This window comes from Cellulomonas bogoriensis 69B4 = DSM 16987 (genome assembly GCF_000767165.1).
Classification (GTDB): domain Bacteria; phylum Actinomycetota; class Actinomycetes; order Actinomycetales; family Cellulomonadaceae; genus Actinotalea; species Actinotalea bogoriensis.
Map to the genome: position 1 here is coordinate 1 of NZ_AXCZ01000021.1, position 26,830 is coordinate 26,830.

Annotated in this window: 28 protein-coding genes and 1 tRNA gene; 16 read left to right on the forward strand and 13 right to left on the reverse strand. The window is 72.4% G+C overall.

Annotated elements, in window-relative coordinates; all coding sequences use genetic code 11:
• Positions 1-308 precede the first annotated feature (308 nt).
• The 7 genes from N869_RS03765 (at position 309) to N869_RS03795 (ending at position 6,768) form a co-directional block, all read left to right on the forward strand.
• Positions 309-1,583 (forward strand): aspartate kinase, encoded by a 1,275-nt coding sequence (locus N869_RS03765; protein ID WP_035058069.1) that lies wholly within the window; start codon positions 309-311, stop codon positions 1,581-1,583.
• On the forward strand, positions 1,580-2,647 hold the full coding sequence (locus N869_RS03770) for an aspartate-semialdehyde dehydrogenase (protein WP_035058071.1): 1,068 nt from the start codon (positions 1,580-1,582) through the stop codon (positions 2,645-2,647). The genes N869_RS03765 and N869_RS03770 overlap by 4 nt, the downstream gene beginning before the upstream one ends.
• 179 nt (positions 2,648-2,826) lie before the next feature.
• The gene (locus N869_RS03775; RefSeq protein WP_035058073.1) at positions 2,827-3,225 is read left to right on the forward strand and encodes a GntR family transcriptional regulator; all 399 of its coding nucleotides are present in this window, start codon (positions 2,827-2,829) and stop codon (positions 3,223-3,225) included.
• On the forward strand, positions 3,222-4,133 hold the full coding sequence (locus N869_RS03780; protein ID WP_198025949.1) for an ABC transporter ATP-binding protein: 912 nt from the start codon (positions 3,222-3,224) through the stop codon (positions 4,131-4,133). Before N869_RS03775 ends, N869_RS03780 begins: the two co-directional genes overlap by 4 nt.
• Positions 4,130-4,864 carry a hypothetical protein gene (locus tag N869_RS03785; protein ID WP_035058075.1) on the forward strand — a complete coding sequence of 245 codons (735 nt, stop codon included), beginning with the start codon at positions 4,130-4,132 and terminating at the stop codon, positions 4,862-4,864. The genes N869_RS03780 and N869_RS03785 overlap by 4 nt, the downstream gene beginning before the upstream one ends.
• A gap of 94 nt (positions 4,865-4,958) precedes the next feature.
• Positions 4,959-6,014: an ABC transporter ATP-binding protein gene (locus N869_RS03790; protein WP_084136394.1), complete on the forward strand. Its 1,056-nt coding sequence runs from the start codon at positions 4,959-4,961 to the stop codon at positions 6,012-6,014.
• A gap of 1 nt (position 6,015) precedes the next feature.
• On the forward strand, positions 6,016-6,768 hold the full coding sequence (locus N869_RS03795) for an ABC transporter permease (RefSeq protein WP_035058077.1): 753 nt from the start codon (positions 6,016-6,018) through the stop codon (positions 6,766-6,768).
• A 554-nt stretch (positions 6,769-7,322) separates the two neighbouring features.
• Here N869_RS03795 and N869_RS03800 read toward each other — a convergent pair.
• Positions 7,323-7,399, reverse strand: a tRNA-Pro gene (locus N869_RS03800).
• Between the two features lie 177 nt (positions 7,400-7,576).
• On the opposite strand from N869_RS03800, the gene alr reads away from it, so the two are divergent.
• Together alr and N869_RS03810 are read left to right on the forward strand one after the other, a co-directional pair.
• Positions 7,577-8,764, forward strand: coding sequence for an alanine racemase (gene alr, locus N869_RS03805; protein ID WP_232229599.1), 1,188 nt, complete (start codon positions 7,577-7,579; stop codon positions 8,762-8,764).
• Complete coding sequence (locus N869_RS03810) at positions 8,761-9,807, forward strand: D-alanine--D-alanine ligase family protein (RefSeq protein ID WP_035058110.1); 1,047 nt, start codon at positions 8,761-8,763, stop codon at positions 9,805-9,807. The genes alr and N869_RS03810 overlap by 4 nt, the downstream gene beginning before the upstream one ends.
• On the opposite strand, the gene N869_RS03815 is transcribed toward N869_RS03810, so the two are convergent.
• Both N869_RS03815 and N869_RS03820 read right to left on the reverse strand, forming a co-directional pair.
• Positions 9,744-10,676, reverse strand: coding sequence for a metallophosphoesterase (locus tag N869_RS03815; protein WP_035058079.1), 933 nt, complete (start codon positions 10,674-10,676; stop codon positions 9,744-9,746). The genes N869_RS03810 and N869_RS03815 overlap by 64 nt on opposite strands.
• Positions 10,673-13,174, reverse strand: a complete 2,502-nt coding sequence (locus tag N869_RS03820; RefSeq protein WP_084136395.1) for a transglycosylase domain-containing protein — start codon at positions 13,172-13,174, stop codon at positions 10,673-10,675. Before N869_RS03820 ends, N869_RS03815 begins: the two co-directional genes overlap by 4 nt.
• A 140-nt stretch (positions 13,175-13,314) precedes the next feature.
• Between N869_RS03820 and N869_RS03825 the strand changes: the two genes are divergently transcribed.
• From N869_RS03825 to N869_RS03830, 3 genes are read left to right on the forward strand one after another with little or no spacing between them, the layout of a single operon-like run.
• The gene (locus tag N869_RS03825) at positions 13,315-13,638 is read left to right on the forward strand and encodes a WhiB family transcriptional regulator (RefSeq protein ID WP_084136396.1); all 324 of its coding nucleotides are present in this window, start codon (positions 13,315-13,317) and stop codon (positions 13,636-13,638) included.
• Between the two features lie 9 nt (positions 13,639-13,647).
• The gene (locus N869_RS17270; protein WP_156968329.1) at positions 13,648-13,812 is read left to right on the forward strand and encodes a DUF4177 domain-containing protein; all 165 of its coding nucleotides are present in this window, start codon (positions 13,648-13,650) and stop codon (positions 13,810-13,812) included.
• Positions 13,812-14,282, forward strand: coding sequence for a RidA family protein (locus N869_RS03830; RefSeq protein WP_035058081.1), 471 nt, complete (start codon positions 13,812-13,814; stop codon positions 14,280-14,282). The genes N869_RS17270 and N869_RS03830 overlap by 1 nt, the downstream gene beginning before the upstream one ends.
• Positions 14,283-14,318: 36 nt before the next feature.
• On the opposite strand, the gene N869_RS03835 is transcribed toward N869_RS03830, so the two are convergent.
• Positions 14,319-14,996 carry a Crp/Fnr family transcriptional regulator gene (locus tag N869_RS03835; RefSeq protein WP_035058083.1) on the reverse strand — a complete coding sequence of 226 codons (678 nt, stop codon included), beginning with the start codon at positions 14,994-14,996 and terminating at the stop codon, positions 14,319-14,321.
• A gap of 76 nt (positions 14,997-15,072) precedes the next feature.
• Positions 15,073-15,471 (reverse strand): hypothetical protein, encoded by a 399-nt coding sequence (locus tag N869_RS03840; protein ID WP_052104937.1) that lies wholly within the window; start codon positions 15,469-15,471, stop codon positions 15,073-15,075.
• Positions 15,472-15,614: 143 nt separating this feature from the next.
• Here N869_RS03840 and nth point away from each other — a divergent pair, with 143 nt between their 5' ends.
• Positions 15,615-16,361, forward strand: coding sequence for an endonuclease III (gene nth / locus N869_RS03845; RefSeq protein WP_052104938.1), 747 nt, complete (start codon positions 15,615-15,617; stop codon positions 16,359-16,361).
• Here the strand turns inward: nth and N869_RS03850 are convergent.
• The 8 genes from N869_RS03850 to N869_RS03885 all read right to left on the reverse strand — a co-directional run bounded on the left by N869_RS03850 (position 16,312) and on the right by N869_RS03885 (position 24,113).
• Positions 16,312-17,235 carry an alpha/beta fold hydrolase gene (locus N869_RS03850; RefSeq protein WP_035058085.1) on the reverse strand — a complete coding sequence of 308 codons (924 nt, stop codon included), beginning with the start codon at positions 17,233-17,235 and terminating at the stop codon, positions 16,312-16,314. The genes nth and N869_RS03850 overlap by 50 nt on opposite strands.
• Before the next feature lie 9 nt (positions 17,236-17,244).
• Positions 17,245-17,616 (reverse strand): cation:proton antiporter, encoded by a 372-nt coding sequence (locus N869_RS03855; RefSeq protein WP_035058087.1) that lies wholly within the window; start codon positions 17,614-17,616, stop codon positions 17,245-17,247.
• The gene (locus N869_RS03860) at positions 17,613-17,870 is read right to left on the reverse strand and encodes a monovalent cation/H+ antiporter complex subunit F (RefSeq protein ID WP_035058090.1); all 258 of its coding nucleotides are present in this window, start codon (positions 17,868-17,870) and stop codon (positions 17,613-17,615) included. The genes N869_RS03855 and N869_RS03860 overlap by 4 nt, the downstream gene beginning before the upstream one ends.
• Complete coding sequence (locus N869_RS03865) at positions 17,867-18,256, reverse strand: Na+/H+ antiporter subunit E (protein ID WP_035058093.1); 390 nt, start codon at positions 18,254-18,256, stop codon at positions 17,867-17,869. The genes N869_RS03860 and N869_RS03865 overlap by 4 nt, the downstream gene beginning before the upstream one ends.
• On the reverse strand, positions 18,253-19,890 hold the full coding sequence (locus N869_RS03870; protein ID WP_035058094.1) for a monovalent cation/H+ antiporter subunit D family protein: 1,638 nt from the start codon (positions 19,888-19,890) through the stop codon (positions 18,253-18,255). The genes N869_RS03865 and N869_RS03870 overlap by 4 nt, the downstream gene beginning before the upstream one ends.
• A complete protein-coding gene (locus tag N869_RS03875) occupies positions 19,887-20,252 on the reverse strand; it encodes a sodium:proton antiporter (protein ID WP_052104939.1) in 366 nt (121 codons plus the stop codon). The genes N869_RS03870 and N869_RS03875 overlap by 4 nt, the downstream gene beginning before the upstream one ends.
• Positions 20,249-23,128 (reverse strand): DUF4040 family protein, encoded by a 2,880-nt coding sequence (locus N869_RS03880; RefSeq protein WP_035058096.1) that lies wholly within the window; start codon positions 23,126-23,128, stop codon positions 20,249-20,251. The genes N869_RS03875 and N869_RS03880 overlap by 4 nt, the downstream gene beginning before the upstream one ends.
• Positions 23,129-23,381: 253 nt before the next feature.
• A complete protein-coding gene (locus N869_RS03885) occupies positions 23,382-24,113 on the reverse strand; it encodes a response regulator transcription factor (protein ID WP_035058122.1) in 732 nt (243 codons plus the stop codon).
• 133 nt (positions 24,114-24,246) lie between these two features.
• Here N869_RS03885 and N869_RS03890 point away from each other — a divergent pair, with 133 nt between their 5' ends.
• The 3 genes from N869_RS03890 (at position 24,247) to ygfZ (ending at position 26,777) form a co-directional block, all read left to right on the forward strand.
• Positions 24,247-24,981: a hypothetical protein gene (locus tag N869_RS03890; protein ID WP_035058098.1), complete on the forward strand. Its 735-nt coding sequence runs from the start codon at positions 24,247-24,249 to the stop codon at positions 24,979-24,981.
• 156 nt (positions 24,982-25,137) lie between these two features.
• Complete coding sequence (locus tag N869_RS03895; RefSeq protein ID WP_035058100.1) at positions 25,138-25,683, forward strand: FABP family protein; 546 nt, start codon at positions 25,138-25,140, stop codon at positions 25,681-25,683.
• Positions 25,683-26,777, forward strand: a complete 1,095-nt coding sequence (gene ygfZ / locus N869_RS03900) for a CAF17-like 4Fe-4S cluster assembly/insertion protein YgfZ (protein WP_035058102.1) — start codon at positions 25,683-25,685, stop codon at positions 26,775-26,777. The genes N869_RS03895 and ygfZ overlap by 1 nt, the downstream gene beginning before the upstream one ends.
• The last annotated feature ends 53 nt before the right edge of the window (positions 26,778-26,830 follow it).

Below are 26,830 nucleotides of genomic sequence, written 5' to 3' on the forward strand. Positions count from 1 at the left end.
GTCCCCGTCGGCGCCGGGGGTGGGGTCGCTCGCGCAGCCGGCTGCCAGCAGGGCTGCGGCGGCGAGGACGGCGAGTGCTCGGACGGTGCGCATGGTGCCTCCCGGTGGTGGCGGCCGGTCGGGCCGCCTGGCCTGGTGCGGGGGGCGTGTGGTCGCCCCCCGCGCTGTGTTCGTGTGCCGGGGTCGGGTGACCTTGCACGCTTCCCGCATCCTGGAAACCCGGATGTCCGGATTGTGGTCCCGTCTATGCTCGTGGGGTCCGGCGGCGAGGTATGTCGACCCGAACCAACACACCGGAGCGTTTCACAGTGGGCCTGATCGTCCAGAAGTACGGAGGGTCATCCGTCTCTGATGCCGAGAGCATCAAGCGGGTGGCGAAGAGAATCGTCGAGGCCCGCCGTGCGGGCAACGACGTCGCCGTGGTCGTCTCGGCCATGGGTGACACCACAGACGAGCTGATCGACCTGGCGAACCAGGTCACGCCGCTGCCGCCGTCGCGGGAGATGGACATCCTGCTGACCGCGGGCGAGCGGATCTCGATGTCGCTGCTGGCCATGGCCATCGCGAACCTGGGTGTCGAGGCCCAGTCGTTCACCGGCCAGCAGGCCGGGGTCATCACCGATGACGAGCACGGCAAGGCGCGCATCATCGACGTCAAGGCCACGCGCATCCGCGAGGCCCTGGCCGAGGGCAACGTCGCGATCGTCGCGGGGTTCCAGGGAGTCACCGAGCACACCAACGACGTCACCACCCTGGGCCGTGGCGGCTCGGACACCACGGCCGTCGCGCTCGCCGCGGGCCTGGACGCTGACGTCTGCGAGATCTACACCGACGTCGACGGCGTGTTCACCGCGGACCCGCGGATCGTGCCGTCGGCGCGCAAGATCGACCGCATCACCTACGAGGAGATGCTCGACATGGCGGCCTCCGGCGCGAAGGTGCTGATGCTGCGCTGCGTCGAGTACGCCCGCCGGCACGGGGTGCCGATCCACGTCCGGTCCTCGTTCTCCGGTCACGAGGGAACGCTGGTCACCGACGAGCCGTACGAGGGAGAAGGACAGATGGAGCAGCCGATCATCTCGGGCGTCGCGCACGACAGCAGCGAGGCCAAGGTCACCGTGGTGGGGGTCCCGGACGTCCCGGGGACCGCGGCCCGGGTGTTCGAGGTCGTCGCCGAGGCCGGCGTCAACATCGACATGATCGTCCAGAACGTGTCGGCCGCGCAGACGGGCCTGACGGACATCTCGTTCACGCTGCCGGCGGACGACGGTGCCCGCGCGACCGCGGCCCTGGAGGTCGCCAAGGACGCCCTGGGCTTCGCGTCGCTGCAGTACGACGACACGATCGGCAAGCTGTCGCTGGTCGGTGCGGGCATGAAGTCCCACCCCGGTGTCTCGGCCAAGCTGTTCGGTGCGTTGCGGGACTCGGGCATCAACATCGAGATGATCTCGACCTCCGAGATCCGGGTGTCGGTCGTGACCCGCTCGGACCAGCTCGCGGACGCGGTGCGCGCGGTGCACACCGCCTTCGGGCTGGACTCCTCCGAGGGTGAGGCCGTGGTGTACGGGGGGACGGGCCGATGAGCGCAGCGGCACAGCCCCAGGGCCTGCGGGTCGGTGTGGTCGGCGCGACCGGTCAGGTGGGCGCCGTCATGCGCCGCCTGCTGGAGGAGCGGGACTTCCCGGTCGCGCAGATGCGCTACTTCGCCTCGGCGCGCTCGGCGGGGACGACCCTGCCGTGGCGCGGTGAGGACGTCGTGGTCGAGGACGCCGAGACGGCCGACCCCACGGGCCTGGACATCGCGCTGTTCTCCGCGGGTGGGGCGACGTCCAAGGCCCAGGCACCCCGGTTCGCCGCTGCGGGCGTCCTGGTGATCGACAACTCCTCGGCGTGGCGCCGTGACCCCGAGGTCCCGCTGGTGGTCAGCGAGGTCAACCCGGAGGCCGTCGACGGTGCGGTCAAGGGCATCATCGCGAACCCGAACTGCACGACCATGGCGGCGATGCCGGTCCTGAAGCCGTTGCACGACGCGGCCGGTCTGCAGCGCCTGATCGTCTCGACGTACCAGGCGGTGTCCGGCAGCGGGCTCAAGGGTGTGGCCGAGCTCGAGACCCAGGTCAAGGAGCTCGCCTCCCAGGACCTCGCGGCCCTGACCCACGACGGCGGGGCGGTCACCCACCCCGAGCCGCAGGTGTACGTGCGGCCGATCGCGTTCAACGTGCTGGCGATGGCCGGCTCGGTGGTGGACGACGGCTCGTTCGAGACCGACGAGGAGCAGAAGCTCCGCAACGAGAGCCGCAAGATCCTGGGCATCCCGGAGCTGGCGGTCTCGGGCACGTGCGTGCGGGTCCCGGTGTTCAGCGGGCACTCGTTGTCGATCAACGTCGAGTTCGCCGAGCCCCTCCTGGTCGAGAAGGCGCGTGAGCTGCTCGCTGACGCCCCCGGTGTCCAGCTGGCAGAGATCCCGACGCCGCTGGACGCCGCGGGTGCCGACCCGAGCCTGGTGGGCCGCCTGCGTCAGGACCCGGGCGTGCCCGACGGGCGGGGCCTGGCCCTGTTCGTCAGCGGTGACAACCTGCGCAAGGGTGCGGCCCTGAACGCGGTGCAGATCGCCGAGCTGATCGCAGCCAAGCGTCTGGGGTCCTGACACCCCGGCCACACCTCGGCCGAGCATGCTCGGCACCTTCTCACCGGAGCCCGGTCCGCCACCACGGACCGGGCTCCGTCGTCTCCGTACCCGCTGGCAGCTCTTGCGCCCCCCTTGGTTCTATGGTTCATTAGTCGAGTAATGAACCATAGAACGCGGGAGCGGGGGAGGATGTCACGGTGTTCGACGGACGCGCGCCCATCTACCTGCAGATCGCGGACAGGATCCGCACCGAGATCCTCGACGGAACCCTCCAGGAGGGGGAGCAGGTCATGTCCACCACCCAGTACGCCACGACGTACCGGATCAACCCCGCGACGGCGGCCAAGGCCTTCGCCCAGCTCGTCGACGAGGGCGTCCTGCACAAGCGGCGCGGGCTCGGCATGTTCGTCTCGCCGGGTGCCCACGACCAGCTGCTGGAGGACCGCCGCTCGCGCTTCTTCGCCGAGGTCGTCGACCCCGTCGTCGAGCAGGCCCGCGTCCTGGGCATCCCGATCCAGGACGTCGTCACCCGCCTGACGTCGGACGTGCCCCTCGGCGCGACCCCGCCCCGACCGGAGGAGGAGGGCACCTCATGAGCACCACGACGGGCAGCACCACGACGGGCAGCACCTCGATGGGCGTGGAGCTGCGCGGGCTGACGGTCCGCTTCGGCTCCACCACGGCCCTGGACGCCGTCGACCTGACCATCCCGGCCGGCACCGTGTGCGGGCTGCTGGGGCGCAACGGCTCGGGCAAGACGACCATGCTGTCGGTGCTGGCCGCGTTCCGGCGACCGACCGCCGGCGCCGTGCTGGTCGACGGGGAGGACCCGTGGGAGAACCCGCGGGTGCTGCAGGACGTGTGCCTGGTGCGCGAGTCCGGCGACGTGCTGGCAGACCTGCCGATGCGGGAGAACCTCGCGTACGTCGCGGGAGCCCGGCCCCGGTTCGACGCCGACGTCGCCGGGGCTCTCATGGACCGGTTCGAGCTGGACCCCGCCAAACGCCCCGACCGCCTCTCCCGCGGGCAGCGGTCCGCGTTCGGGGTCGTGGTCGGGCTGGCGAGCCGCACCGCGCTCACCCTGCTGGACGAGGTCCACCTCGGCATGGACGCCCCGTCCCGCTACGCGTTCTACGACGCCCTCCTCGAGGAGTACGTCGCCCACCCCCGCACGATCGTGCTCTCCTCCCACCTGATCGACGAGGTCCAGCGACTGCTGGAGACCGTCGTGATCCTGCACCGCGGGGGAGTGCTGCTCACCGAGGACGCCGAGACCCTGCGCGGCCGCGGTGTCAGCGTGACGGGGCCGGCCGAGGCCGTCGAGGAGTTCACCGCCGGCCACCAGGTGCTGTCCCGTCAGCAGCTCGGCCGCACCGTCCAGGCGATGATCCACGGTGAGGTACCCCCGGAGGCGGCGGCCCGGGCGGTCGCCTCGGGTCTGGAACTGGGGCCGGTGGACCTGCAGGACCTGTTCGTGCACCTGACCGCGGAGGGACCACGATGAGCACCCACCCCGTCACTCTCGACCGCCCGACGCCTCGACCCCGGGCGGCGCACCTGCACACCGCCCGGCACATGGTGCGCGGCCACCTGCGTCTGATCGGGTGGTTCGCCGTCATCGCGCTGGTCGTGATCACCGTCGCGATCCTCACCAGGTTCGCGTTCGGCCAGCCGCAGGAGTCCATGGCCCAGTTCGGCCGTCAGGCCCTGGTCTGGTTCCCGTTCTCGATCGCGATCGGCGCGGTCAGCAGCTACCTGCCGGTGCACGTCGCGTCGGGCATGACGCGCCGGTCCTACACCGCCGGGGTGCTCCTGGGCACCGCTGTCCTGACGGCGGGCTTCGCTGCCGGTGCCGCGGTCGTCCTGCTCCTCGAGCGCGGCGTGTACCAGGTGGCGGGCTGGTCCCACGGGATCTCCGAGTGGGACCCGCTGTACCGGAGCGTGACCCAGGTCCACCTGGTCCTGGCCGACCACGTGGCCCTGACCGGCACCGCGATGGTCGCCGGCCTGCTGGTCGGCACCACGTACTACCGGTACGGGCCGTGGGTGGGGACGTTGTCCCTGCCGTTGACCGTCGGCCCCCTGGTCGTGGTGCTCTGGGTGCTGCCCTACCTGGGGGCCGAGCACGGCTGGACCGTGACGCAGCACCTGCTCGCCACCGCCGCGATCATCGCCGCCCTCGCCGGGGTGTTCGCCGTCCTCATCCGTGACATCACGGTGAGCACCAGGTCCTGACACCGCGGGGCGCAGGCCCCGCACCACCCTCCACGACGACCGTTCACGGGACGCACCCACGTCCCGCGGTCGCGCTCACCCTGAAGGAGGCACCATGCCTGCGAAGCCGACCACCGCGCCCCCACCCACACCTGCCGACGCGTCCTCCCTCGAGCTCGTGGCGCGTGTGTCCCACCTGCGCAAGACCTACGGGTCGACGGTCGCCGTCGACGACGTGTCCCTGGACGTCCACAGGGGCGAGATCCTGGGGGTCCTGGGCCCCAACGGCGCCGGCAAGACCACCACCGTCGAGTGCCTCACCGGGCTGCGGCAGCCCGACCAGGGGACCGTCCGGCTGCTGGGGCTCGACCCGGCCCGTGACGGGCGCCGTCTGCGCCCCCGGGTCGGGTGCCAGCTGCAGGAGAGCGAGCTCCCCGCCAAGCTCCGCGCCGGGGAGGCCCTGGACCTGTACGCCTCGTTCTACGACGACCCGGCCGACGGGCGGGCCCTGGCCGCGGACCTCGGGTTGGCCACCGCCCTGGACACCCCGTACCACGGGCTGTCCGGCGGGCAGAAGCAACGCCTGTCGATCGCGCTGGCTCTCGTCGGCAGGCCCGAGCTCGCCGTCCTGGACGAGCTCACCACCGGGCTGGACCCACAGGCCCGGCGTGACACGTGGGACCTCATCGAGGGTGTGCGCGCCGACGGCGTCACGATCGTCCTGGTCACGCACTTCATGGACGAGGCCGAACGGTTGTGCGACCGGCTCGTCCTGATCGACCGGGGGCGGGTGGCCGCGGCGGGCACCCCCACCGACCTGGTCGCCCAGGCCCTCGGTGAGCAGGTGTTGCGCCTGCGCCTGCCCGACCCCGTTCCCCTGGCCACCGTCCGCGCCGCGCTCCGGGACGTCACCGAGGTCACGGACCTGGCCGTCGAGGGCCCGGGCACCCCGGCGGGTCCAGCGGGTGGTCCGCTGCCGGACGTCGTGGTGGGCCCGTCCGACGAGCTCGTGGTCACCGGGTCGCGTGCGGTCACCGCGCCGGCCCTGCTGGCACTCGCCGCCGCGGACCTGGAGCCGGTGGACGTCGTGGCGCGTCGCGGGACGCTCGAGGACGCGTTCGTGGCCCTGACGTCCTCCCGCGAGACCGAGCCGACCCCTGTGGAGGTGTGAGATGACTGCGTTGCGTGCCCTGACCCTCAGCGAGGGTCGCCTGTACCTGCGTGACTCCGGGACGGTGTTCTTCGCCCTGGTGTTCCCGACGTTGCTGCTGGTCCTGATGGGCCTGGTCCTGCCGGGCATGGACGAGCCGCTCACCGACGCCCCCGGGTACGAGGGGTTGCGCCCCATCGACCTGTACGTCCCGGTGGTGCTGGCCCTGGCGATCTGCACCACCTCGTTGACGACGTTCCCCGCGGTGTTCGGCGGTTACCGGGAGAAGGGCGTGCTGCGTCGCCTGGCGACCACGCCGTTGCCGGCGTCCAGGCTGCTGGTGGCCCAGGTCTCGGTCAACGTCCTCGCCCTGCTCGTCGCGGTGGTGGCTGCACTGGTCGCGATGGCGGCGGTGCTGGGTCTGACCGCACCGCAGCAGCCGGGGCTGGTGGTGCTGGCGTTCGCGCTGGGCATCACCCACATGACGGCACTGGGCTGCGTGCTCGCGGCCCTGGTGCCGACGGCGGCGAGCGGCAACGGGTTGGGCATGCTGCTGTACTTCCCGTTGCTGTTCCTGGCCGGGGTGTGGACCCCCGGGCCGACGATGCCGGACACGTTGGCGACGGTCGGGTCGTACCTGCCGTTGGGGGCGGCAGCCCAGGCGATGTCGGAGGGCTGGTTCGGTGACGGGGTTCCGGTCACCCAGCTGCTGGTGATGGTGGGGTGGACCTTGGTGCTCGGCCCGGTCGCGGCCCGCGTCTTCCGCTGGCGCTGACCTCAGGTCTGGTTGGCGCGGTGTCAGTGCGGTGCGCCCCAGAGCGGGCTGGTCGTCTGCCAGCCCGGCGTCGCGCCGAGGTGCGAGAGCGGGATGGCTCGGATCGACGGGAACGACCGGACGACGGCGGGCAGGATGCGTGCGCGGCCGAGCTGCAGCCGGTCGAGAGTCGCTCGCTACCGCTACCCATCTGGCGGAAGGGGTACCAGTAGCCGCTGAGCCGGTAGTAGTTGATGCGGCGCAGCGCAGCGATCGCGCGGTCGAGGTCGTCGATGACCATGCCGCGTTGCTGGAGCAGGTCGACCTGCTGCTCGTAGGTCAGGTACACCTTGACAGCCGGAGGCAATCGGACCGTCCAGACAAAATGAGGACCGGCCCTGGACCTACGAGGTAGGCGGAACCGGTCGTGGTGCCCTCAATCTTACGGGGGGCGGGCGCCGCGAGGCAACGCTGAGTCTCACGGTGAGCCGCCCACCGTCGCTTGCGTCGGACCAAGGTCAAAGCAAAAGGCCCTCTGGCCTCAGCGTATCCGCTGGCCAGAGGGCCTTTTCTGCTGGTCGGGGTGACAGGATTTGAACCTGCGACCTCTTCGTCCCGAACGAAGCGCGCTACCAAGCTGCGCCACACCCCGGTGGAGCCTGACAAGGATAGCCCAGGGGTGGTCCCGGGGTGAAAACGTGTCCGGTCCGCGTCCACCCGTAGGGGGACGGGCACCCGACGGGGTCCTCCTGGGGTGGGGCGTCCCGCACTGATCTTTCGCCTCGGGGGCCGATGCCGCACGGGTGGGCGCGGGACGAGCATGACTGCCATGACGACCAGCAGCGGTCCCCTCCTGACCGTCCACACCGCGACCGTCGCCGCGAACACGCGGGCGATCTCCCGTCGTACCGACGCCGCGGTCATGGCCGTGGTGAAGGCCGGGGCGTATGGGCACGCGCTCCCCGCGAGCACGTTCCTGGACCACGGGGCGTCCTGGCTCGGGGTCACGAGCATCGCCGAGGCGTTGCCGTACCGGTGGCAGGGGGTCACCGCCCCGGTCCTGGCCTGGTTGAACCCGGTGGACGCCGACTTCGGCGTCGCGATCCTCTCGGACGTGGACGTCGCGGTCCCCAGCACGGCGCACCTGGACGCCGTCGCACGTGCCGCCGTCCGCACCGGCCTGACGGCCCGGGTGCACCTGCACGTGGACGTCGGCCTGGCACGGGACGGGGCCCCGCGCCGTGACTGGCCCGCCCTGTGCGCGGCGGCACGTGACCTGGAGCGGCGCGGCCAGGTGCGGGTCGTCGGCCTCATGGGGCACCTCAGTGCGGGGGAGGACCCCGCAGACCCTGAGATGCACACCGAGACGGTCCGGTTCACCGGTGCGGTCGCCGTCGCCCGTCGGCGGGGGCTGCGCCCGCAGGTCACGCACCTGGCCGCCACGTCCGGCACGTTGGCCGACAGGCGCACCCACATGGGGATGGTGCGCGTCGGTGCGGGTCTCTACGGCCTGGGTGGGGCCGCGCACGGGTTGCGGGGTGCCATGACCTTCACGGCGCCGGTGGGCCTGGTCCGGGACGTGCGGGCGGGCACCCCGGTCGGTTACGGGCACCGCTACCGCACCCCGGTGCGCACCAGGTTGGCGCTCGTGCCGGTGGGCTACGCGGACGGGTTGCCCCGGCACGCCTCGGGGCGGGCCGAGGTCCTGGTGCGGGGCCGGCGGCGTCCCGTGGTCGGCACCATCAGCATGGACCAGGTGGTCGTGGACGTCGGTGACGTGTCCGTCGCACCGGGAGAGACCGTCACGGTGTTCGGCCCGGGGGACCGGGGGGAACCGACCGTCGCGGAGTGGGCCGCGTGGGCCGACACCGTCGAGCAGGACGTCCTGGCAGGACTGGGGACCCGGGTGGCGCGGTTCCACGAGCCGATGCCCACGTGCCCGGCGCCGCGGGAGCGGACCGCCAGGGTGCGCTGCGACCGGACGCCCACCGGCTCCACCGAGCAGGTGTCGGCATGAGCCGCACCCGGGTCGCCGTCGTCGGAGGCGGCCGCAGCAGCGAGCACCACGTGTCGCTGGCGTCGGCCGCGGGCATCCGCGCGGCGCTGGACCCCTACCGGTACGCGGTGCTCGGCCTGACCATCGAGCAGGACGGGGGTTGGTCCACCGCGGACAGGGTGCGCCTGCCGTACGGCGCCGTCGACGCGGCCCGGATCCTCAGCGCGGTGGACGTGGTGATCCCGGCCCTGCACGGCCCGCGCGGCGAGGACGGGACGTTCGCCGGGTTCATGGACGTGCTCGGGGTCCCGTGCACCGGGTCGGGTGTGCGTGCGGGCGCGTTGGCGATGGACAAGTGGGCGACCAAGCTGGTGGCGGCCGAGCTGGGGATCGCCACGGCCCCCGGGGTTCTCGTGACCGCGGCGCAGGCGTTGGACGTGCTCGGGCCCGGCCCGGGCGCCGGGGTCGAGCTGCCGGTGGTGGTCAAGCCCGTCGCCGCGGGGTCCAGCCACGGCGTGACGTTGGTGACGGACGTCGCCGGGCTGGGTCCGGCGGTGGCCGCGGCACTGGCCCTGGACGACAGGGTGCTCCTGGAGCAGGTGGTGCGCGGCCGTGAGGTGGACGTCGCCGTCCTCGAGCGGCCCGACGGAGAGCTGGTCGTGAGCCCGGGTCTGGAGATCCGTCTGCGGCACGGGGCGGCGTTCTTCGACACCGCCGGCAAGTACGACGGGGGCGCGGACCTGGTGACACCGGCCGACCTGCCGGCACCGGTGAGCGCCGACCTGGGTGAGGCGGCACGCACCCTGTACCGGGCACTGGGGTGCGCGGGTGTGGCCCGGTTCGACTTCTTCGTGACGGACTCGGGTGTGGTGCTGAACGAGGTGAACACCAGCCCCGGGTTCACCCCCCGGTCGCAGGTGCCGCGCATGTTCGCCGCTGCGGGCATCGGGTACGGACGGTTGCTCGACCTGATGATCAGGTCGGCGCTGGTCCGTGGGCCTCAGCGGGGGACGAGCGTGAGCAGCGTGGCCTCGGGGCGGCAGGCGAACCTGACGGGCGCGTAGGGCGAGGTCCCCAGACCTGCGGAGACGTGCATCCAGGTCGACCCCGCACCGCCGGGGGCGTCGGGGCGGGGCCCGGGCCACCCGTGCAGGCCCTTGACCCGACGGGTGTCGAGGTCGCAGTTGGTGACCAGCGCCCCCCACCACGGCACGCACACCTGGCCGCCGTGGGTGTGGCCGGCCATGACCAGGTCCGTCCCGTCGGCGTGCATGGCGTCCAGGACCCGCCGGTAGGGGGCGTGCGCGACCCCCAGGTGCAGGGCGGTGGGGCCCTCGTCGGTGTCCTCGGGGGCGGGTGCGGGGAACCGGTCGCGGTCCAGGTGGGCGTCGTCCACCCCGACCAGGCTGATCCGGTGCCCGCCGGCCTCGACGGTGTCGCGACGGTTGGTGAGGTCGATCCACCCGGCCATGCGCATGGCGGCGGCGAGCTCCCCGGCGGGCAGCGGGTTCTCCGGGGCGGTCTGGGGTGGGGTGTTGCGGTGGGTGAGGTACCGCAACGGGTTCTTCGGTGCGGGTGCGTAGTAGTCGTTGGAGCCCATGACGAACGCCCCGGGCACACCGAGCAGGGGGTCCAGGGCGTGCAGCAGCGACGGCAGCACGTCGGGGTGCGCCATGTTGTCGCCGGTGTCGACCACAAGGTCGGGCTCGAGGCCCGCGAGGTCCCGCACCCAGGCGATCTTGTCGTCCTGGAAGGGCGTCAGGTGCAGGTCCGAGATGTGCAGCACCCTCAGGGGTTCCGCACCGGGAGGGAGCACCGGGACGGTGACCTCACGCAGGGTGTAGAGCCCTCTCTCGACGACGCCCCAGGCCAGTGCGGCGGCACCGGTCAGTGCCGCCGCACCGAGGAGTCGGCCGGCTGTGCGGGCCCTCACTCGTTCTCACCGGGGAAGCCCGGCAGTGCCGGGAGGCGTGGCCCGCCGCGCGAGCTCTCGTCCCCGTCGTCGCCGTTGCCACCCCCGTCGTCCTCTCCACCGCGTCCGCCGCCCTCGTCGTTGCCACCGCTGCGGCGGGGGGCTGGCCCGGCGGACGGGCGCAGGGTGATGGTGCTGCTGCGGGTCACCTGGGTGCCGGCGCCGGGGTCGGTGCGGGCGACGCTGCCCCGCGCGTAGTTGGACCACGTCTGGCTGCCGACCTGGACCCGGAACCCGGCGTTGGTGAGGATGCTCGTCGCAGCCTCGACGGACTGGCCCGCGACGTTCGGCACCCGGATCTGCTCACCGTGCAGCAGGCGGTCGTTGATCTGGCCGAACCGCTCCACGGGCAGACCCTCGTGCCCCTGGGACATGAACCGGTGCCACGTCGGCAGGGCGATCGTGGAGCCGTACACGTTGCGGTACCAGGTGCCGCCCACCTCCATGCGCTGGACGGGCTTCATGGCGTCCGGGAACCCGACCCACACCACGCTCGACATCTGGGGGGTGTAGCCCGCGAACCAGGTGTACTCGTTGCGGGTGGTGGTGCCGGTCTTGCCGACCGAGGGGCGACCGGGCAGGCCGCCCACACGGGCGCCGGTGCCCTGCCACACGCCCGAGAGCGCGTGGGTGACGGCGTTGGCGATCTGGGGGTCGATCGCCTCCCGGCAGTTCGCCGACGGGACCTCGAGGTCCTCACCGTCCGCGTCGATCACCCGGGTGATGGCGACCGGCTCGCAGTAGGTGCCCTCGGCCGCGAACGCGGCGTAGGAGGCGGCCAGGGTCAGCGGCGAGACGGACTGGCTGCCCAGGACGTTGGACGGCAGGACGTCCCACTTCTCGCCCGCGGCGGTGTGGATGCCCAGCGAGGTGGCGGTGTCGATCATCCCGCACAGGTCGATCTCGCTCGCCATCCGCATGTACGCGGAGTTGACCGAGCGCTGGGTCGCCTGCGTGACGTTCATGACCCCGGCCGGCCCCTCGGCGTTGCCGAACCTGTACACCGTGCGCGGGTCCAGGTGGGTGCAGCTCGCGTCGAACTCGTCGAACGTGTACTCCATGCGGCGGGCGTCGATCGTCTCGTTCAACGAGCGCCCCTCCTTGAGCCACTGCACGAGCGTGAACACCTTGAAGGTGGAGCCGGGCGCGAAGCCGGTGGACGACCCGTAGGCGGAGTCGGTGTTGTAGTTGACCGCGGTCTCGCCCGCTGCGCTGTTCTGCGCGCCGTTGTAGATGCGGTTCTGGGCCATCGCGAGGATCTTGCCGGTGCCCGGCTCGACGACGGAGATCGCACTGCCGACACCCGACGGGTCGTCGACGGGGATCCCGGCCTTGACCTCCTTGTCGGCGATCTTCTGCAGGTCCGGGTCCAGCGTGGTGTAGATGGTCAGCCCGCCGGCGTAGAGGCGGCTGACGCGCTCGGCCCGGGTCTCGCCGAAGGTCTCGTCGTTGATGATGACCTTGGAGACGTAGTCGCAGAAGAAGCCGGCGTTGCCGACCACGTTCGCGGCGGCGCAGGTCCGGCGGTCCGGGGTCACGTCGAGGTAGTCCTCGAGGGGGGTCTCGCGGCCCTCGGTGCGTTCCTCCGCGGTGATGTGACCCTCGCGGTACATGCGGTCCAGCACCTCGTTGCGTCGCTGCTGGGAGCGCTCGGGGTTGACCGTCGGGTCGAACCCGTTGGGCCGCTGGGTGATCCCGGCGATGGTCGCGGCCTGCAGGTAGTTCAGCTCGGAGGCCGGGATCGAGAAGTAGTGCTGGGCGGCGGCCTCGACGCCGTACCGGTTGGTGCCGAACGCGGCGATGTTCAGGTACCGCTCGAGGATCTCCTCCTTGGTGAGCTGCTTCTCCAGGGAGATGGCGATCTTCGCCTCCTGCAGCTTGCGGGTGAGGCCCTCGACGCCGTCGGCCTCCTGAGCCGCGGAGATGGCCGCGTACCGCTCCTGCTCGTCCTCGAGTAGTCCCGCGGCCTCGATCAGCGCGTTCTTGACGTACTGCTGGGTCAGGGTCGAGGCGCCCTCCTCGACGCCGCCGCTGGCGAGGTTGGTCGCCAGGGCCCGGCCCATGCCCTGCGGGTCGATGCCGCCGTGCTCCCAGAACCGCCGGTCCTCGGTGGCGACCACGGCGTTGATGATGTGCTCGGACATCTCCTCGAGCGGCACGATGATGCGGTCCTCGTTGAAGAACTCGGCCAGGACGGTCCCGTCGGCGGCGAGCAGGGTCGACTTCTCGCTGAGGGGCACCTCCTGCAGCTCGTCGGGGAGGTCGTCGAAGAGCCGCACGGACGTGTCGGTCACCACGCTGGTCCCGGCCACGGCAGGCATGACGAGCCCCGCGGCGAGGACGCCGGCGACGGTCGCCATCGCGATGAAGGCGACGAACAGCCCGAGGGCCTGGAGGGCGTTGACCTGACGGCCCTGGGCGGGACGCGCGTCGGGCCGTGACGAGGCGGAGGACACCATGGTCTTAGGGTACGTGAGTCGCCCCCGCTCCTCTGGTAAGGGCTGTGGACCGTCGGTGAAGACCCTGTGCCCCCGGCCCTACGGCCCAGGTCCCCCGGGCACCGGCGGTCCTACGGTGTCCTCGGGGCACAGGAGGGACCGTGATCGAGGACCAGAGCTGGACGGCCCGTGGGGCGTGCGTCGACGCGTGCCCGGACGACCTGTTCGTCGAGGGCGCCGCGCAGCGTGCCGTGGTCGACCTGTGCGCCGGCTGCCCGGTCCAGCTCGACTGCCTGGTCGACGCCCTGGACCACAAGGTCCTGTTCGGGGTGTGGGGCGGGATGACCGAGCGGCAGCGCCGCGCGCTGCTGCGCAGCCGGCCCGACGTCACGTCCTGGCGCGCGGAGATCGAGGCGGACCCCACTCTGGTGCCCGATCCCGGCTACCGTCCGCGCCCGGTGCCGGGGCGCTCCTGGTCTCGCTAGGCTCGACCCATGGCCACCACGTGGGAGTACGCGACCGTTCCTCTGATCGTCCACGCCACCAAGGCGATCCTCGACCAGTGGGGGGCCGACGGGTGGGAGCTGGTGCAGGTGGTGCCCGGTCCCGAGGGCAACGGGCTGGTCGCCTACCTCAAGCGTCCCACCGGTGAGTCCTGATGGGTGGGGTCAACCAGCGACTGGGCGAGCTGGGCATCGCCCTGCCGGACGTCGCCGCGCCGGTCGCCGCGTACGTGCCGGCGGTGCGGGTCGGGAGCCAGGTGTGGACCTCGGGCCAGCTGCCGTTCGTCGACGGGGCGCTTCCCGTCACCGGCAAGGTGGGCCACGGGGACGGCCACGTCAGCCCTGAGCAGGCCGTCGACCTGGCGCGCACCGCGACCCTGAACGCCCTGGCCGCCGTGGCCGAGCTCGCCGGGAGCCTGGACCGGGTCGCCCGGGTGATCAAGGTCGTCGGCTTCGTGGCCAGCGACCCGGCGTTCACGGGCCAGCCGACGGTGGTCAACGGTGCCTCCGAGCTGCTCGGCCAGGTGTTCGGCGAGGCCGGCGTGCACGCCCGGAGCGCCGTCGGTGTGGCGGTCCTGCCGTTGGACTCGCCGGTCGAGGTCGAGCTGGTCGTCGAGCTGCGCTGACCGCAGCGGGGCCCGTGCCGGTCGGCAGGTAACCGGTCAGCGGGCGCGTCGCTCCAGGCGGGCCACGTCCAGCAGGACGATCGCCCGGCCCTCGCGCCGTACCCAGCCGCGACCGGCGAAGTCCGCCAGGGCCTTGTTGACGGTCTCCCGTGAGGCGCCCACCAGCTGGGCGAGCTCCTCCTGGGTGAGGTCGTGCGCGACCCGCAGGCCGTCCTCGATCGGCTCGCCGAACCTGCGCGACAGGTCCAGCAGCGCCTTGGCCACACGGCCCGGCACGTCCGAGAACACCAGGTCCGCCAGTGCCTCGTTGGTGCGTCGCAGCCGCCGCGCCAACGCCTCCAGCAGGTGCTTGGCGACGGCGGGGTGCTCCTCGAGCCAGGCGATGAGGTCGGCGTGGCCGAGCTCGTACAGCACCGCGTCCGAGACCGCGCTGGCGGTGGCGGTGCGTGGGCCGGGGTCGAACAGGGACAGCTCGCCGAACATCTCGGCCGGGCCCAGCACCGCGAGCAGGTTCTCGCGGCCGTCGATCGAGCGTCGGCCGAGCTTCACCTTGCCCGACCCGATCACGTACAGACGGTCACCGGGTTCGCCCTCGCCGAAGATCGCTCGTCCGCGCGGCAACGGCACCCGCTTCATGGAACCGAGGAGTGCGTGCGCCGCCTCCGTGTCTATCGCCGCGAAGAGCGGTGCTGCGAGCACCACGTCGTCGTCCACGCCGTCCCGTCCCTCCGTGATGCGCCCGCGTCGGCGCTGGGACCATCCTGCCGCATGCGCCCGGAGGCAGCGACCTTCAGGCGCTGGGCGTCGTGGGCAGCGGCGTCGCCATCGAGCGGACCATCTGGTCGTTCGCCCGCTCCAGGGCGTCGTCCAGCTCGCTGTCGTAGGACGACAGACGCCGGTCCAGGTCACGGAGCCGGGTCATGAGCTCGACCGGGTCCAGCGGGGTGACGTACGAGATCGCCGCGGACAGCTCACGGGTCGAGGGCAGGTGCGCCGAGGTGGGGTTCACCAGCTCACCGGTGAACGTGCCCAGGGGCTCGGGAGGGGCATAGCTCGCGACCGCGAGGTCCAGACGGGCACGCAGCAGCCGGCGCCACCGCGCCAGCTGGGCCTTCTCGGCGCGCAGGGTGCGCCGCGCCGAGCGTGCCGTCATCGGGCGGCAGGCCTCGGCGGTGTGCGTGAGTGCCATGCCCTCTCCGTTCCGTCGACGTCAGCGGGGCAACCAGGGGATGTGCTGCCTCGCTGAAAGGTTTGTCGGCCATACCACGTCCGGACTTGAGTGTGACGTGGGTCGTTTCACTCCATCAGCGGCCCCGGTCGTAGGGTCGTGGCATGGGAGCCCGGCCGCCGTCCACGTCCCCCCTGGCGCTGACCCGTCGGGCCAGGCGCGTCGACCGGCTCCTGGGGGAGCGGTACCCCGACGCCGGGTGCGAGCTGGACTTCCGGGACCCGTTCGAGCTGCTGGTCGCGACCGTCCTGTCGGCCCAGACCACGGACGTGAAGGTCAACGAGATCACGCCGGCGCTGTTCGCGACCTACCCGGACGCGGTGGCCCTGGCCGGCGCCGACCGTGCGCACCTGGAGGACCTGATCCGGCCGACGGGGTTCTTCCGGGCCAAGGCCGCGTCGTTGACCGGTCTGGCCGCTGCCCTGGTCGAGCACCACCAGGGCAGGGTGCCCGGCACCATGGAGGCCCTGGTCGCGTTGCCCGGGGTGGGTCGCAAGACCGCGAACGTCGTTCTCGGCAACGCGTTCGGGGTGCCGGGCCTGCCGGTCGACACCCACGTCACGCGTGTGGCCGGGCGTCTGGGGCTGACCGGCGAGCAGGACGCGGTGCGGATCGAGTCCGACCTCACCGCGATGATCCCCAAGAAGGGGTGGGCCATGTTCTCCCACCGGCTGATCTTCCACGGCCGCTGCACCTGTCACGCCCGTCGGGCCGCGTGCGGGGCCTGCCCGTTGCAGGACGTGTGCCCGTCCTACGGCGTGGGTGAGACCGACCCGGACCGGGCCGCGGCGCTGGTCCGCATCACACCCGTGCAGGCAGCTCGCTCAGCCAACCGGCGAGCAGCGCGGTGACCTGCTCGGGCGCCTCCTCGGGCAGGTAGTGCCCGGCACCGGGCACCAGGTGGTAGGTGTACGGGTCACCGGGACCCCCACGGGCGACGGCCGCGGGGATGCCCCCGTCGTCGGTCCCGTGCAGCTGGAGCGTGGGGACGGGACGTGCGCTGCGCAGCGCCTGCAGGTAGCGGCGTCCGTCGGGGCGGGGGGTCGACCTGACCGCCCACCGGACCGCCTCCATCGACGCGTGCGCGGCGAACGGGATGCCCATCGCCCGGGTGCACGCCTCGACGGTGGCACGGTCCAGGCCACGGGGACCCGACCACTCCTGCATCACCTGGGCGGTGAGCCCGCCGCGGGTCAGGGCCCGCTCGGGGAACCAGGGCACCTGGAACATGGCCAGCCGGCGGCCGGCGCTCGTGCCCAGCAGGTGGCGCACCATGCGCGGGGAGCGCATGCGCACCGGGTACGGCGCACTGAGGGCGGCCACCGCACGGACCGCACCGGGTTCGAGGGCGGGCATCGACCACGCCACCGCACCGCCGAGCCCGTGGCCCACGACGACCGCGTCCTGGGAGCCCAGGGACCGCACCACCCCTGCGACGTCACGGCACAGTGTGGGCGCGTCGTAGCCGTGGGGCGGCTTGTCGGACGCCCCGGCGCCGCGCAGGTCCATCGCCGCGACCCGGTAGCCCTCGGCCGCCAGGGCCGGCAGCTGGTGCCGCCACGCCCACCAGTGCTGGGGGAACCCGTGCAGCAGCAGCACGAGCGGCGCACGGGACTCGTTCCCGTCGGCCGGCTCGGCGACGGCCACGTGGAACCGGGCGCCGTTCGCGGCGACGAACCGGTGCTCCCACGGGCCGTCGACGAGGACGGTGCTGGCGTCGGTCACGTGCGGACCCTACTGCGAGGTGCCGGTGCGGTGGTCCCCGTCCACCGGTGCCGGCGACGCCGCCAGGTCGTCGAACCGGGTGGCCGGTGTGCGGGGCGCGTCGGTGAGGTAACCGGCGCGCGCCATCGCGGTGCCTCCGACGGCGGCGGTGCCCAGCTGGATGACGATCGCGAGGGCGACCTTCAAGGTGTTCATCGGCGTCGGCTGGTGCAGCAGCACACCGATGATCATGAGGATGACGCCCAGGCCACCGGCCATGGTCACGGCGCTGAGCCTGGCGTACACGTCCGGCAGGCGCAGTAGGCCCACCGCCCCGATCGCGAACACCACCACACCGAGCAGGACCAGGGCGGTGCCGATGTCGGCGAGCACGTCGCTCATCGCTTACCTCCGGTGATCAGTCGGGCCAGGGACAGGGCGGCGATGAACCCGACGATGGTGGCGACCACGACGATGTCGATGACCAGGCTGGTGTCCAGGCGCAGTCCCAGCAGGACGACCAGGGCGATGAACGCGAAGAACACCACGTCCGCGGCCGCGCCACGGTCGGCGTCGGACGGTCCCTTGAGGATGCGCACGGTCGCGGCGACCATCGCCAGGACGATCACGGCGAAACCCACGTCGACGAGGGTCATGACTGCTCCTCCGTCCGGGGGGCCAGGGGGACGGGGCCGGGATCGGGGTCCTTGCGCAGCACGCCGATGACCGTCGCCTCCATGGCGTACAGCTCTGCCCGGAACTCCTCGACGTCGTCGATGTACATGCCGTGGACCCACAGGGTGGCGGGGTCCTTGCGGACCGCGACCGTGACCGTGCCGGGGGTCAGGGTGATGAAGTTCGCGATGGTCGTGATCTCCATGTCGGTCCGGCACCGCAGGGGGAGCTCCACGAACCCGGCGTTGATGCGGCTGCCGGGGGTGAGGATGTCGCCCGCGAGCACCAGGTTCGCCTTGACCACCTCGTAGGCGAACGAGAACGGGAACGCCAGGATGCGTCCGGTCCAGCGCAGCAGCGCGGTCATCGGCCGATCACCGCCTCCACGTAGGAGGAGGTGTCGAGCAGGTTCTGGGCGGCCTGGGTGCTGAGGTCGAGCATCGCCTCGGCACCCAGTCCCAGGGCCAGGGTCAGGACGGTGAGGACCAGGGCGGGGGCCAGCAGGCCCGGCCGGACGCGGGGCCGGGTGCCCTCGTCGTCACGTGGCTCGGCGCCGGCCTCGGTGGCCTCGGCCACCGACACCGGTGCGGTCCCGGCGCTGCGGCCGGCCGCCGCCGCCCCGGAGTCGGGTGCGGTCCGCGCCGCCGGTGTACCGAGGGGCTCGTCGGTGGCGATGCCGGTTCCGGTCCCGGCGGCCTCGTCGGTGTCGTCGGGCTTCGGTCCCCAGAACACGGTGCCCCAGATCTTCAGCATGGACATGAGGGTGATGAGGCTGACCGCGATCGCGGCGACCAGGACGGCCCACTGGCCTTCCTCGACGATGGCGAGCGCGAGGGTGAGCTTGGCCACGAACCCGGAGAACGGGGGCAGGCCTGCCAGCGACAGCGCAGCTCCGATGAACACCACGGCCAGCAGGGGTTCGCGCCGGGCCAGCCCGCCGAGCCGGTCCAGTCGGCTGTGCCCGTAGGCGTGCTCGATCGCGCCGGTGGACAGGAACAGGGAGGTCTTGGCGACCATGTTGTGGACCAGGTAGAAGATGCCGGCCATGAGCCCCAGGGGGGTGAACAGTGCCACCCCGATGAGGATGTACCCGATCTGGCTGATCATGTGGAACACGAGGATCGAGCGGGTCGTGTCCTGCCCGACGGCGCCGATCACCCCGACGACCATGGTGGCGCTGAACACGACCAGGCCGATCCACAGGTACCGCTGGTCGCCGTCGAACAGCACCGCGTACATGCGGTAGATCGCGTAGATGGCGACCTTGGTGTGCAGGCCGGAGAACAGCGCGGTGACGGCCGGTGAGGTGGCCGGGTAGGTGCGGGTCAGCCACCCGTGGACGGGCACGACGGCGGCCTTGACCGAGAGCGCCAGCAGGCACACACCGGCGGCGATCGCCACGAGCGGTGACTCGTGCGCCGCGCCGGCGAGCTCCCCCATGTTCACCGTGCCGGCGACCCCGTAGATCAGGGCGACCCCGGCCAGGAACACCGTGGAGGTCAGCAGGTTGACCGCGACGTACAGGCGCCCGGCGCCCAGCCGGTTCAGGCCCCCGGTCATGGCGAGCATCCCGTAGGAGGGCAGCAGCATGACCTCGATGAAGACGAACAGGTTGAACAGGTCTGCGGTGAGCAGCGCCCCGTAGACCCCGGCGCTGAGGAACAGGACCAGGGCCGGGAAGTACCGTGCCCGGGCGGTGCCGGTGCTGACCGCGAACGCCGAGCACACCAGGGTCAGGACCGCGGTGGCCGTGACCATCAGGGAGCTGAACGCGTCGGCCACGAACGGGATGGCGATGCCGTCGGGCCACAGGCCGACGTTGTGGACCAGGACGGTCCCGTCGCGGGTCTCGGCGATCAACCAGCCGCCGGCGGCGACCGCCGCGGCGCTGGGCCCGAGCAGCAGAGCGGTGCGCAGGCGCCGGGAGTGCTCGAGGGACACCAGCAGCGCGCCGAGCAGCAGGGGGACGGCGACGACCAGGGGGAGCAGGGGTGTGTTCATGCGCGCTCCTCGCTCGGGCCGACGGGTTCGGTGCCCGGTTCGGCACCCGGTTCGGTACCGGCGTCCTCGGGGTCGTCCTCGTCGCGGGTCACCGCGAGGGTGAGCATGTAGATCGTGATCGAGAACGCGATCACGATCGCGGTCAGGACGAATGCCTGGGGCAGGGGGTCGGCGGCGGTGGCCGGGTCTGCGGTGTCCATGAGCGGGGGTTCACGTCGTGCGGTCACCCCGGCTGACATGAGCAGCAGGTTCACGGCGTGGCTGAGGAGCACGAACCCCAGCACGATGCGCACCATGCCGCGCTGCAGCACCAGGTAGACGCCTCCGGCGGCCAGGACGCCGACGCTCAGGGCCAGTGTCATCGTGCACCTCCTTCGTGGCCGGCTGGAACGGTGTGCTCGTCGAGGAGGCGGTCCGCCTCGTCGCTCTCGTCGGGGTCGCCCTCGTCGGTGGAGGGCTGCCCGGCGCGCGCGTCCTCGGCGTGGACGTCGTCCTCCACGCCCAACCGGTTCAGGGCGGTGAGCAGGACCCCGACGACCGCGAGGTAGACCCCGACGTCGAAGATCAGGGCGGTGGTGAAGTGGTAGTAGCCACCCCACGGGAGCGGGATCTCGGCGTGCAGGGGCCGCAGGTAGGAGTCGTCGACGTAGCCGACCAGCCCGATGCCCCCGGCGATCGCGACACCGGCGGCGATCAGCAGGGTGAACGGCAGCCGGATGCGGGCCTTCGCCGCGCTGGAGGCCGCGAGGTAGGCCAGGGCGAACCCGGCGCCGCCGACCAGCGCTGAGATGAACCCACCGCCCGGTGCGTTGTGCCCCCGCAGCAGCAGGTACAGCGACCAGATCGTCAGGACCGGCCCGAGCCGCAGGGCGACGGTGCGCATGATCAGGGAGTTCTGCACCGCTGAGAACACCGGGTTGCCGGACAACGCCACCACCGGCTCGGGCAGGCGCCCGTGGTTGAGGCGCGCGGAGTCCAGCACCGCGACGATGATGAGCCCGGCGATGCCGAGGACGGCTAGCTCACCGAGGGTGTCCAGGGCCCGGAAGTCCACCAGGATCGTGTTGACGACGTTGGTGCCGCCGGTCTCCGGCTCGGCGTTGGTGAGGAAGTACTGCCCGGCTGCCGAGATGTCGCGTCGTCCGGTGAGGTTGTACGCGGCGAGCCCGGCCGCGAGGCCCACGACGACGGCCACGCCGCCGGCGAGGGCGGCGCGGCCACGGCGGACGGGGTGGAACTTGCGCGGCAGGCGCCGCAGCACCAGGACGGCGACCACGACCGTGAGGATCTCGACGAGCAGCTGGGTGAGCGCGAGGTCGAACCCGCCCAGGAGCAGGAACCACAGCGCCACCGCGAAGCCGGACACCCCGACCAGGGCGACGGCGGCCAGGCGCGCCCGGGTCACCACGACCGCGACGACGGCGACGACGATGAGCCCGACGAGCAGCCAGTCGGCCGTCCGGGTGGTGGTCGCCGGGTACTGGGGGACCGGCGGGTTCAGCACCATCACGGTGAGTGCGACGACGCCGAGGGTGCCGAGCACCGCCGCCAGGTGCGGGGCCGGGGCGTTGGAGCCGGTCAGGCGTCCGACCCGGACGCCACCGCCGATGATGCCGCGGTGGACGCCCTCGAACACCTCGGTGCCCTTGACCGGGACGAGCGGTCGTTCGACGGCACGCGCGACCTGCACCCGCCGCCACGCCAGGACCGACCCGCCGGCGATCGCGAGCATGGACATGACCAGGGGGACGTTGAACCCGTGCCACAGGGCCAGGTGGGCGGTGTGCTCGACGGTGGTGGTGTCGAGGACGACCCGCTCGACCAGGGGGTCCAGCACCGGGACGGCGAGCCCGAGCCCGAGCCCGGCGACGGCGGCGACACCGGGGCCCACGAGGTACGCGGCGGACCCCTCGCCGTCGCGCGAGGGGCCGGGCTCACCCCAGAACGCGCCGTGCACCATGCGGAAGGAGTAGGCGAACGTCAGCACCGCGGCACCGACCGCCGCGGTCGCGACGACCACGGTCACGGGGGTGGTCCAGGGCCCGTCGGCGATGGCCGCGAACAGCGTCTCCTTCGACACGAAGCCCAGCAGCGGGGGCACGCCCGCCATCGACAGCGCCGAGACGGTCATGAGGGTCGCGGTCACCGGCATCGCCCGCCGCAGGCCCGGGAGCTCGCGGATGTCGCGGGTGCCGTTGCGGGTGTCGATCACGCCCATGAGCATGAACAGCGCCGCCTTGAACAGCGCGTGGGCCAGGGTGTGCAGCGCGGCGGCGGCCAGGGCGTACGGGGTGCCGACACCGATGATGGCGACCAGCAGTCCGAGCTGGCTGACGGTCGAGTAGGCCAGCAGCTCCTTCAGGTCCGTGCGCTGCAGCGCGAACAGGGCCCCGATCACGGCGGTGACCAGGCCCGCGGTGATGAGGGTGACGTTCCACACCGGGAAGTCGCCGAAGATCGGCGTGAAGCGCATCAGCAGGTAGATGCCGGCCTTCACCATGGTGGCGGCGTGCAGGTAGGCGCTGACCGGGGTGCTGGCGGCCATCGCGTCGGGCAGCCAGTAGTGGAACGGGAACTGGGCGGACTTGGTGAACCCCGCCAGGATGATCAGGGCGGCGACGGCCGCCGACCACCCGGGGGAGTCCGACCACTCCACGGTCGCCAGGATCACCGACAGCTGGGTGGTGCCGGCTTCCACGACGAGCATCACCACGGCGGTGAGCAGGGCGAGGCCGCCCATCGCGGTCAGCAGGAACGTGCGGACCGCGGGCCGGTTGGCCTTCTCACCGGACAGGCCGATCAGGTAGAAGGAGCAGATCGTCGTCAGCTCCCAGAACACGAACATGAGCACGACGTCGTCGGCGAGGACCAGCCCCATCATCGCGACGGCGAACGTGGTCATCAGCGCGTAGAACCCGGTGCGACGACCGGGCGGGAAGTAGCGCGTGGAGTAGGCGAGGATCAGCGCGCCGATCCCGACCACGAGCATCGCGAACAGCCAGGACGTGCCGTCCATGCGCAGCCGCACGGAGATGTCCAGGCTGGGCATCCACGTCACGACGTGCTCGATCGTGTCCCCACGCCCGATGACCTGCGGGGCCAACGACCCGATCGCCGCCGCCAGGGCGGCGAAGACCACGGCCAGCGGCCATCCGGCGTTGCGACCCAGCATCCGGTCCAGCAGGGGGGTGCTGACGACCGTGAGGACGAGCACACCGAGGATCAGGGGCAGGATCATGCGGCGGCCCCTCCAAGGGGTGTCACAGGTCGACGGTGGTCACGACCGGGCGCGACGGCGCGGGGGCTGGCAACGGGCACGGCGACTCCGGGGCAGGCGGGACGGACTGCCGACCAGACTTCCCGGCGCACCGGGTCCAGGGTAGATGGTCGGCGCGAGCCGTGCGTCCAGGGCCCATCGGCCCAGGTGAAGCCGACCCGGGTGGGCCGGGACGCGGGTGTGCCGTCACGCCGGCCGACGGGCGGGGCGCCGGTCACTCCTGAGCGCTGGCAGCGCCCTCGGCGTCCTCGGCGTCGACCGGCCCCCGGCGGTCCCGCGGCGGGTCGAACCGGTAGCCGACGTTGCGGACGGTGCCGATGAGCTGCTCGTGCTCCGGCCCGAGCTTGGCGCGCAGGCGTCGCACGTGCACGTCCACGGTCCTGGTGCCACCGAAGTAGTCGTAGCCCCACACCTCCTGCAGCAGCTGGGCCCGGGTGAACACCCGGCCCGGGTGCTGAGCGAGGTACTTGATGAGCTCGAACTCCTTGTAGGTGAGGTCCAGCGGGCGGCCCCGCAGGCGGGCGGTGTACCCGCCGGCGTCGATGGTGAGGTCGCCCGAGGAGATCTCCTCGGCGGCGGCGTCGTCCCCGCCCTGACCACTGCGTTCGATCACCAGCCGGAGGCGTGCCTCGACCTCGGCGGGTGAGGCGTCCTCCAGGACGATGTCGGACGCACCCCACTCGGCGGTCACGACCGTCAGACCGCCCTCGGTCAGCACCAGGACCAGCGGCACGGTCAACCCGGTGGCCCGCAGCAACCGGCACGTGGACCGGGCCGAGGCCAGGTCACGGCGCGCGTCGAGCAGCAGCACGTCGGAGTCCGGCGCGTCCAGGAGCGCGGACGGCTCGACCGGAAGCACCCGTACCCGGTGCCCGAGCAGGCCGAGGGCCGGGAGCACCTGGGCGGAGCCCCCGGCACTGGGTGTCAGCAGCAACAGATCTGCCACGGGGGTGTCCTCCCTGCGGATCACGTGGGGTTCACGGTACCGCCGTGGACGACCTTCCTGTGACCAGGCCGTCATCTGCGAGACTCTGGACCGTGTTCCGCCCCGCCCACACCCGCCACCGGGACGTGCGCTGATGGACGTCTCCACGCGTGCGGTCCTGACCGCTGCCCTGGCCGCGCTGCTCGCCGTCGCCGCGTTCGTGGGCGAGCTGCCCCTGGCGGCGTTCGCGGCGCTGTGCACGCTGCTGTTCGCCCTGGGCTGGCCGGTGCTGCTGCGTCTGCCCAGCCCCCTGGGCTCGGGTCTGGTGATCGCGATCGCCGGCCTGGGTTCGGTGGCCGCCGTCTTCGCCACCCGCGGGCACCCGGTGCTGCGCGAGCTGCCGATCGTCGTGGCCCTCGCGGTGCTGCTGGCCTTCGTCAACGAGCTCGCCCGCCAGGACGGACGGCGACGGCTGGTGGAGTCCGTGACCGGCACGGTGACCGGCATCCTCATCGTGTGCGCCGCGGCCGGCTGGGTCGCCTCGGGGCGCACCCCCGGTGCCACCTCCCTGGTCGTCACCGGTGCCGTGGCGCTGGCCTTCGCCGCAGGGACCTCGGCGGTACCGCTGACGGGGTGGGCCGGTGCGGTGGTCACGGTCGTGTCCGGTGTCGTCGGCGGGGGGGCGGCGGGCCTGGGGATGCCGCAGCTGGACCTGCTGCCCGGGATCGCGCTCGGGCTGGCGGCGGGCGTCCTGATGGCCTCGTTGCGCGAGCTGCTCGAACGGGTGCCCACGCTCGCCCGCAAGCGCGCCGCGATCGCCGCGATCGTCCTGCCGGTCGCTGTGAGCGGCACCGTCGTGTACGTCGTCGGGCGCGTCTTCGTCGGTTGACGGGCCCGCTGGCCCCCGCAGGGGTGGTGCACCGTAGGATCGGTGCATGCTAGCCCTGGAGATCTTCTTCATCGGACTGCTGGTCGCCTCAGCGCTGACGATCACCTGGTTCGCCGGGTACGTCGTCTACAAGCTGTTCAAGGGCCAGCGGTAACCATGGCGTTCACCCTCCCCGACGGACTCGCCCCGGAGGTCTTCCCGCTCGCGTGGCTCGTGGGCCGCTGGCGTGGCCACGGGTTCGTGAGCTACCCGAACATCCCGCGCACCGCGGTCGTCCAAGAGGTCGTCGTCGACCACGACGGCGGCCCGTACCTCAGCTGGTCCAGCACGTTGTGGGTCGCGCCCGAGGACGGCGGTGCCGAGACCGATGACGCGGCCGAGGACCGGGTGTGGGGCACCGAGACCGGCTTCTGGCGGGTCCCGCCCGACCGCCCCGAGGGCCTGGACGCCTCGCGACACCCCGTCGAGCTGCTCCTGACCGACCCCGCGGGCCACCTGTCGCTGTACGCGGGGGCCGTCGGCAACGGGCGCATCGACCTGGTGAGCGACCTGATCGCGCGCACCCCCGACGCCGCCGAGGTCAGCGCCGCCACCCGGCTGCTCGGCCTGGTCGAGGGCCGGCTGCTGTGGACCTGGGACATGGCCGCGTTCGGCGAGCCCCTGCAGTCCTACGTCTCGGCCGAGCTGGACCGGGTGGTCTGATGCTGAACCGACCCGGTGCGGTCGAGGGCACCGGCCCCGACGCCGGCGTGGCCTGGCACTACGGCGACCCGAGCGGTGAGCAGCGCGCCCTGGCGGCACGCGCCGCCGTCGCGGACGCGTCCCACACCGGCGTGGTGACGGTCACCGGGCCGGACCGTCTCACCTGGCTGCACTCGATCACCTCCCAGCACCTGGCCGACCTGGCGCCCCGTACCTCGACCGAGACCCTCGTCCTGAGCCCCCACGGTCACGTCGAGCACGCCGCGGGCGTCGTCGACGACGGCACCACCACCTGGCTCCTCACCTCCGACGCCGCGGCGCTCGCGGGCTGGTTGGACTCGATGAGGTTCATGACGCGCGTGGAGGTCGCGGACGTGACCGGGCAGTGGGCCGCGGTCGGCGAACCGGTCGATGCCGAGGGCACCGGTGCCGAGCCCGTCACCTGGCGCGACCCGTGGCCCCGCACCCTGCCGGGCGGGACCCGGTACGGGCCCGTGGACGACCGGCACCCCGGTGCGGAGCGCCCCTGGCGCCTGGTGCTGGTCCCGCGAGGTGACCTGGACGCCGCGGTCACCGAGCGTGAGGCCGCGGGGTGGCGGTTGGTGGGCACGTGGGCGACGGAGGCCGCGCGGGTGGCCGCGTGGCGCCCGCGCGCGGCCACGGACGTCGATCACCGGACGATCCCGCACGAGCTCGACTGGCTACGCACCGCGGTGCACATGGCCAAGGGCTGCTATCGCGGCCAGGAGACCATCGCCCGCGTCCACAACCTGGGCCGGCCCCCGCGCCGCCTGGTGATGCTGCACCTGGACGGGTCCGGGCACCTGCTGCCCGAGCCGGGCGCGGACGTGACGGCCGCCGGGCGGACGGTCGGGACCGTCACGAGCCTGGCGCGCCACCACGAGCTGGGCCCGGTCGCCCTGGCGGTCGTCAAACGCAACGTCGACCCGGCGGCGGCGCTGCTGGTGGCCTGCGACGGGGGTGACGTGGCTGCCGCACAGGAGGTCGTGGTTCCCGCTGAGGGGGTCTCGGTCGACCGGCCGGCACCTCGGGGCCCGGTCGCACGCGGGCTCACCCCCCGCACCGGTCCCTGACCCCAGGTGGCGTCGGCGAGGGTCCTGGCGCGGGCGCGACTGCGCCAGGGGTG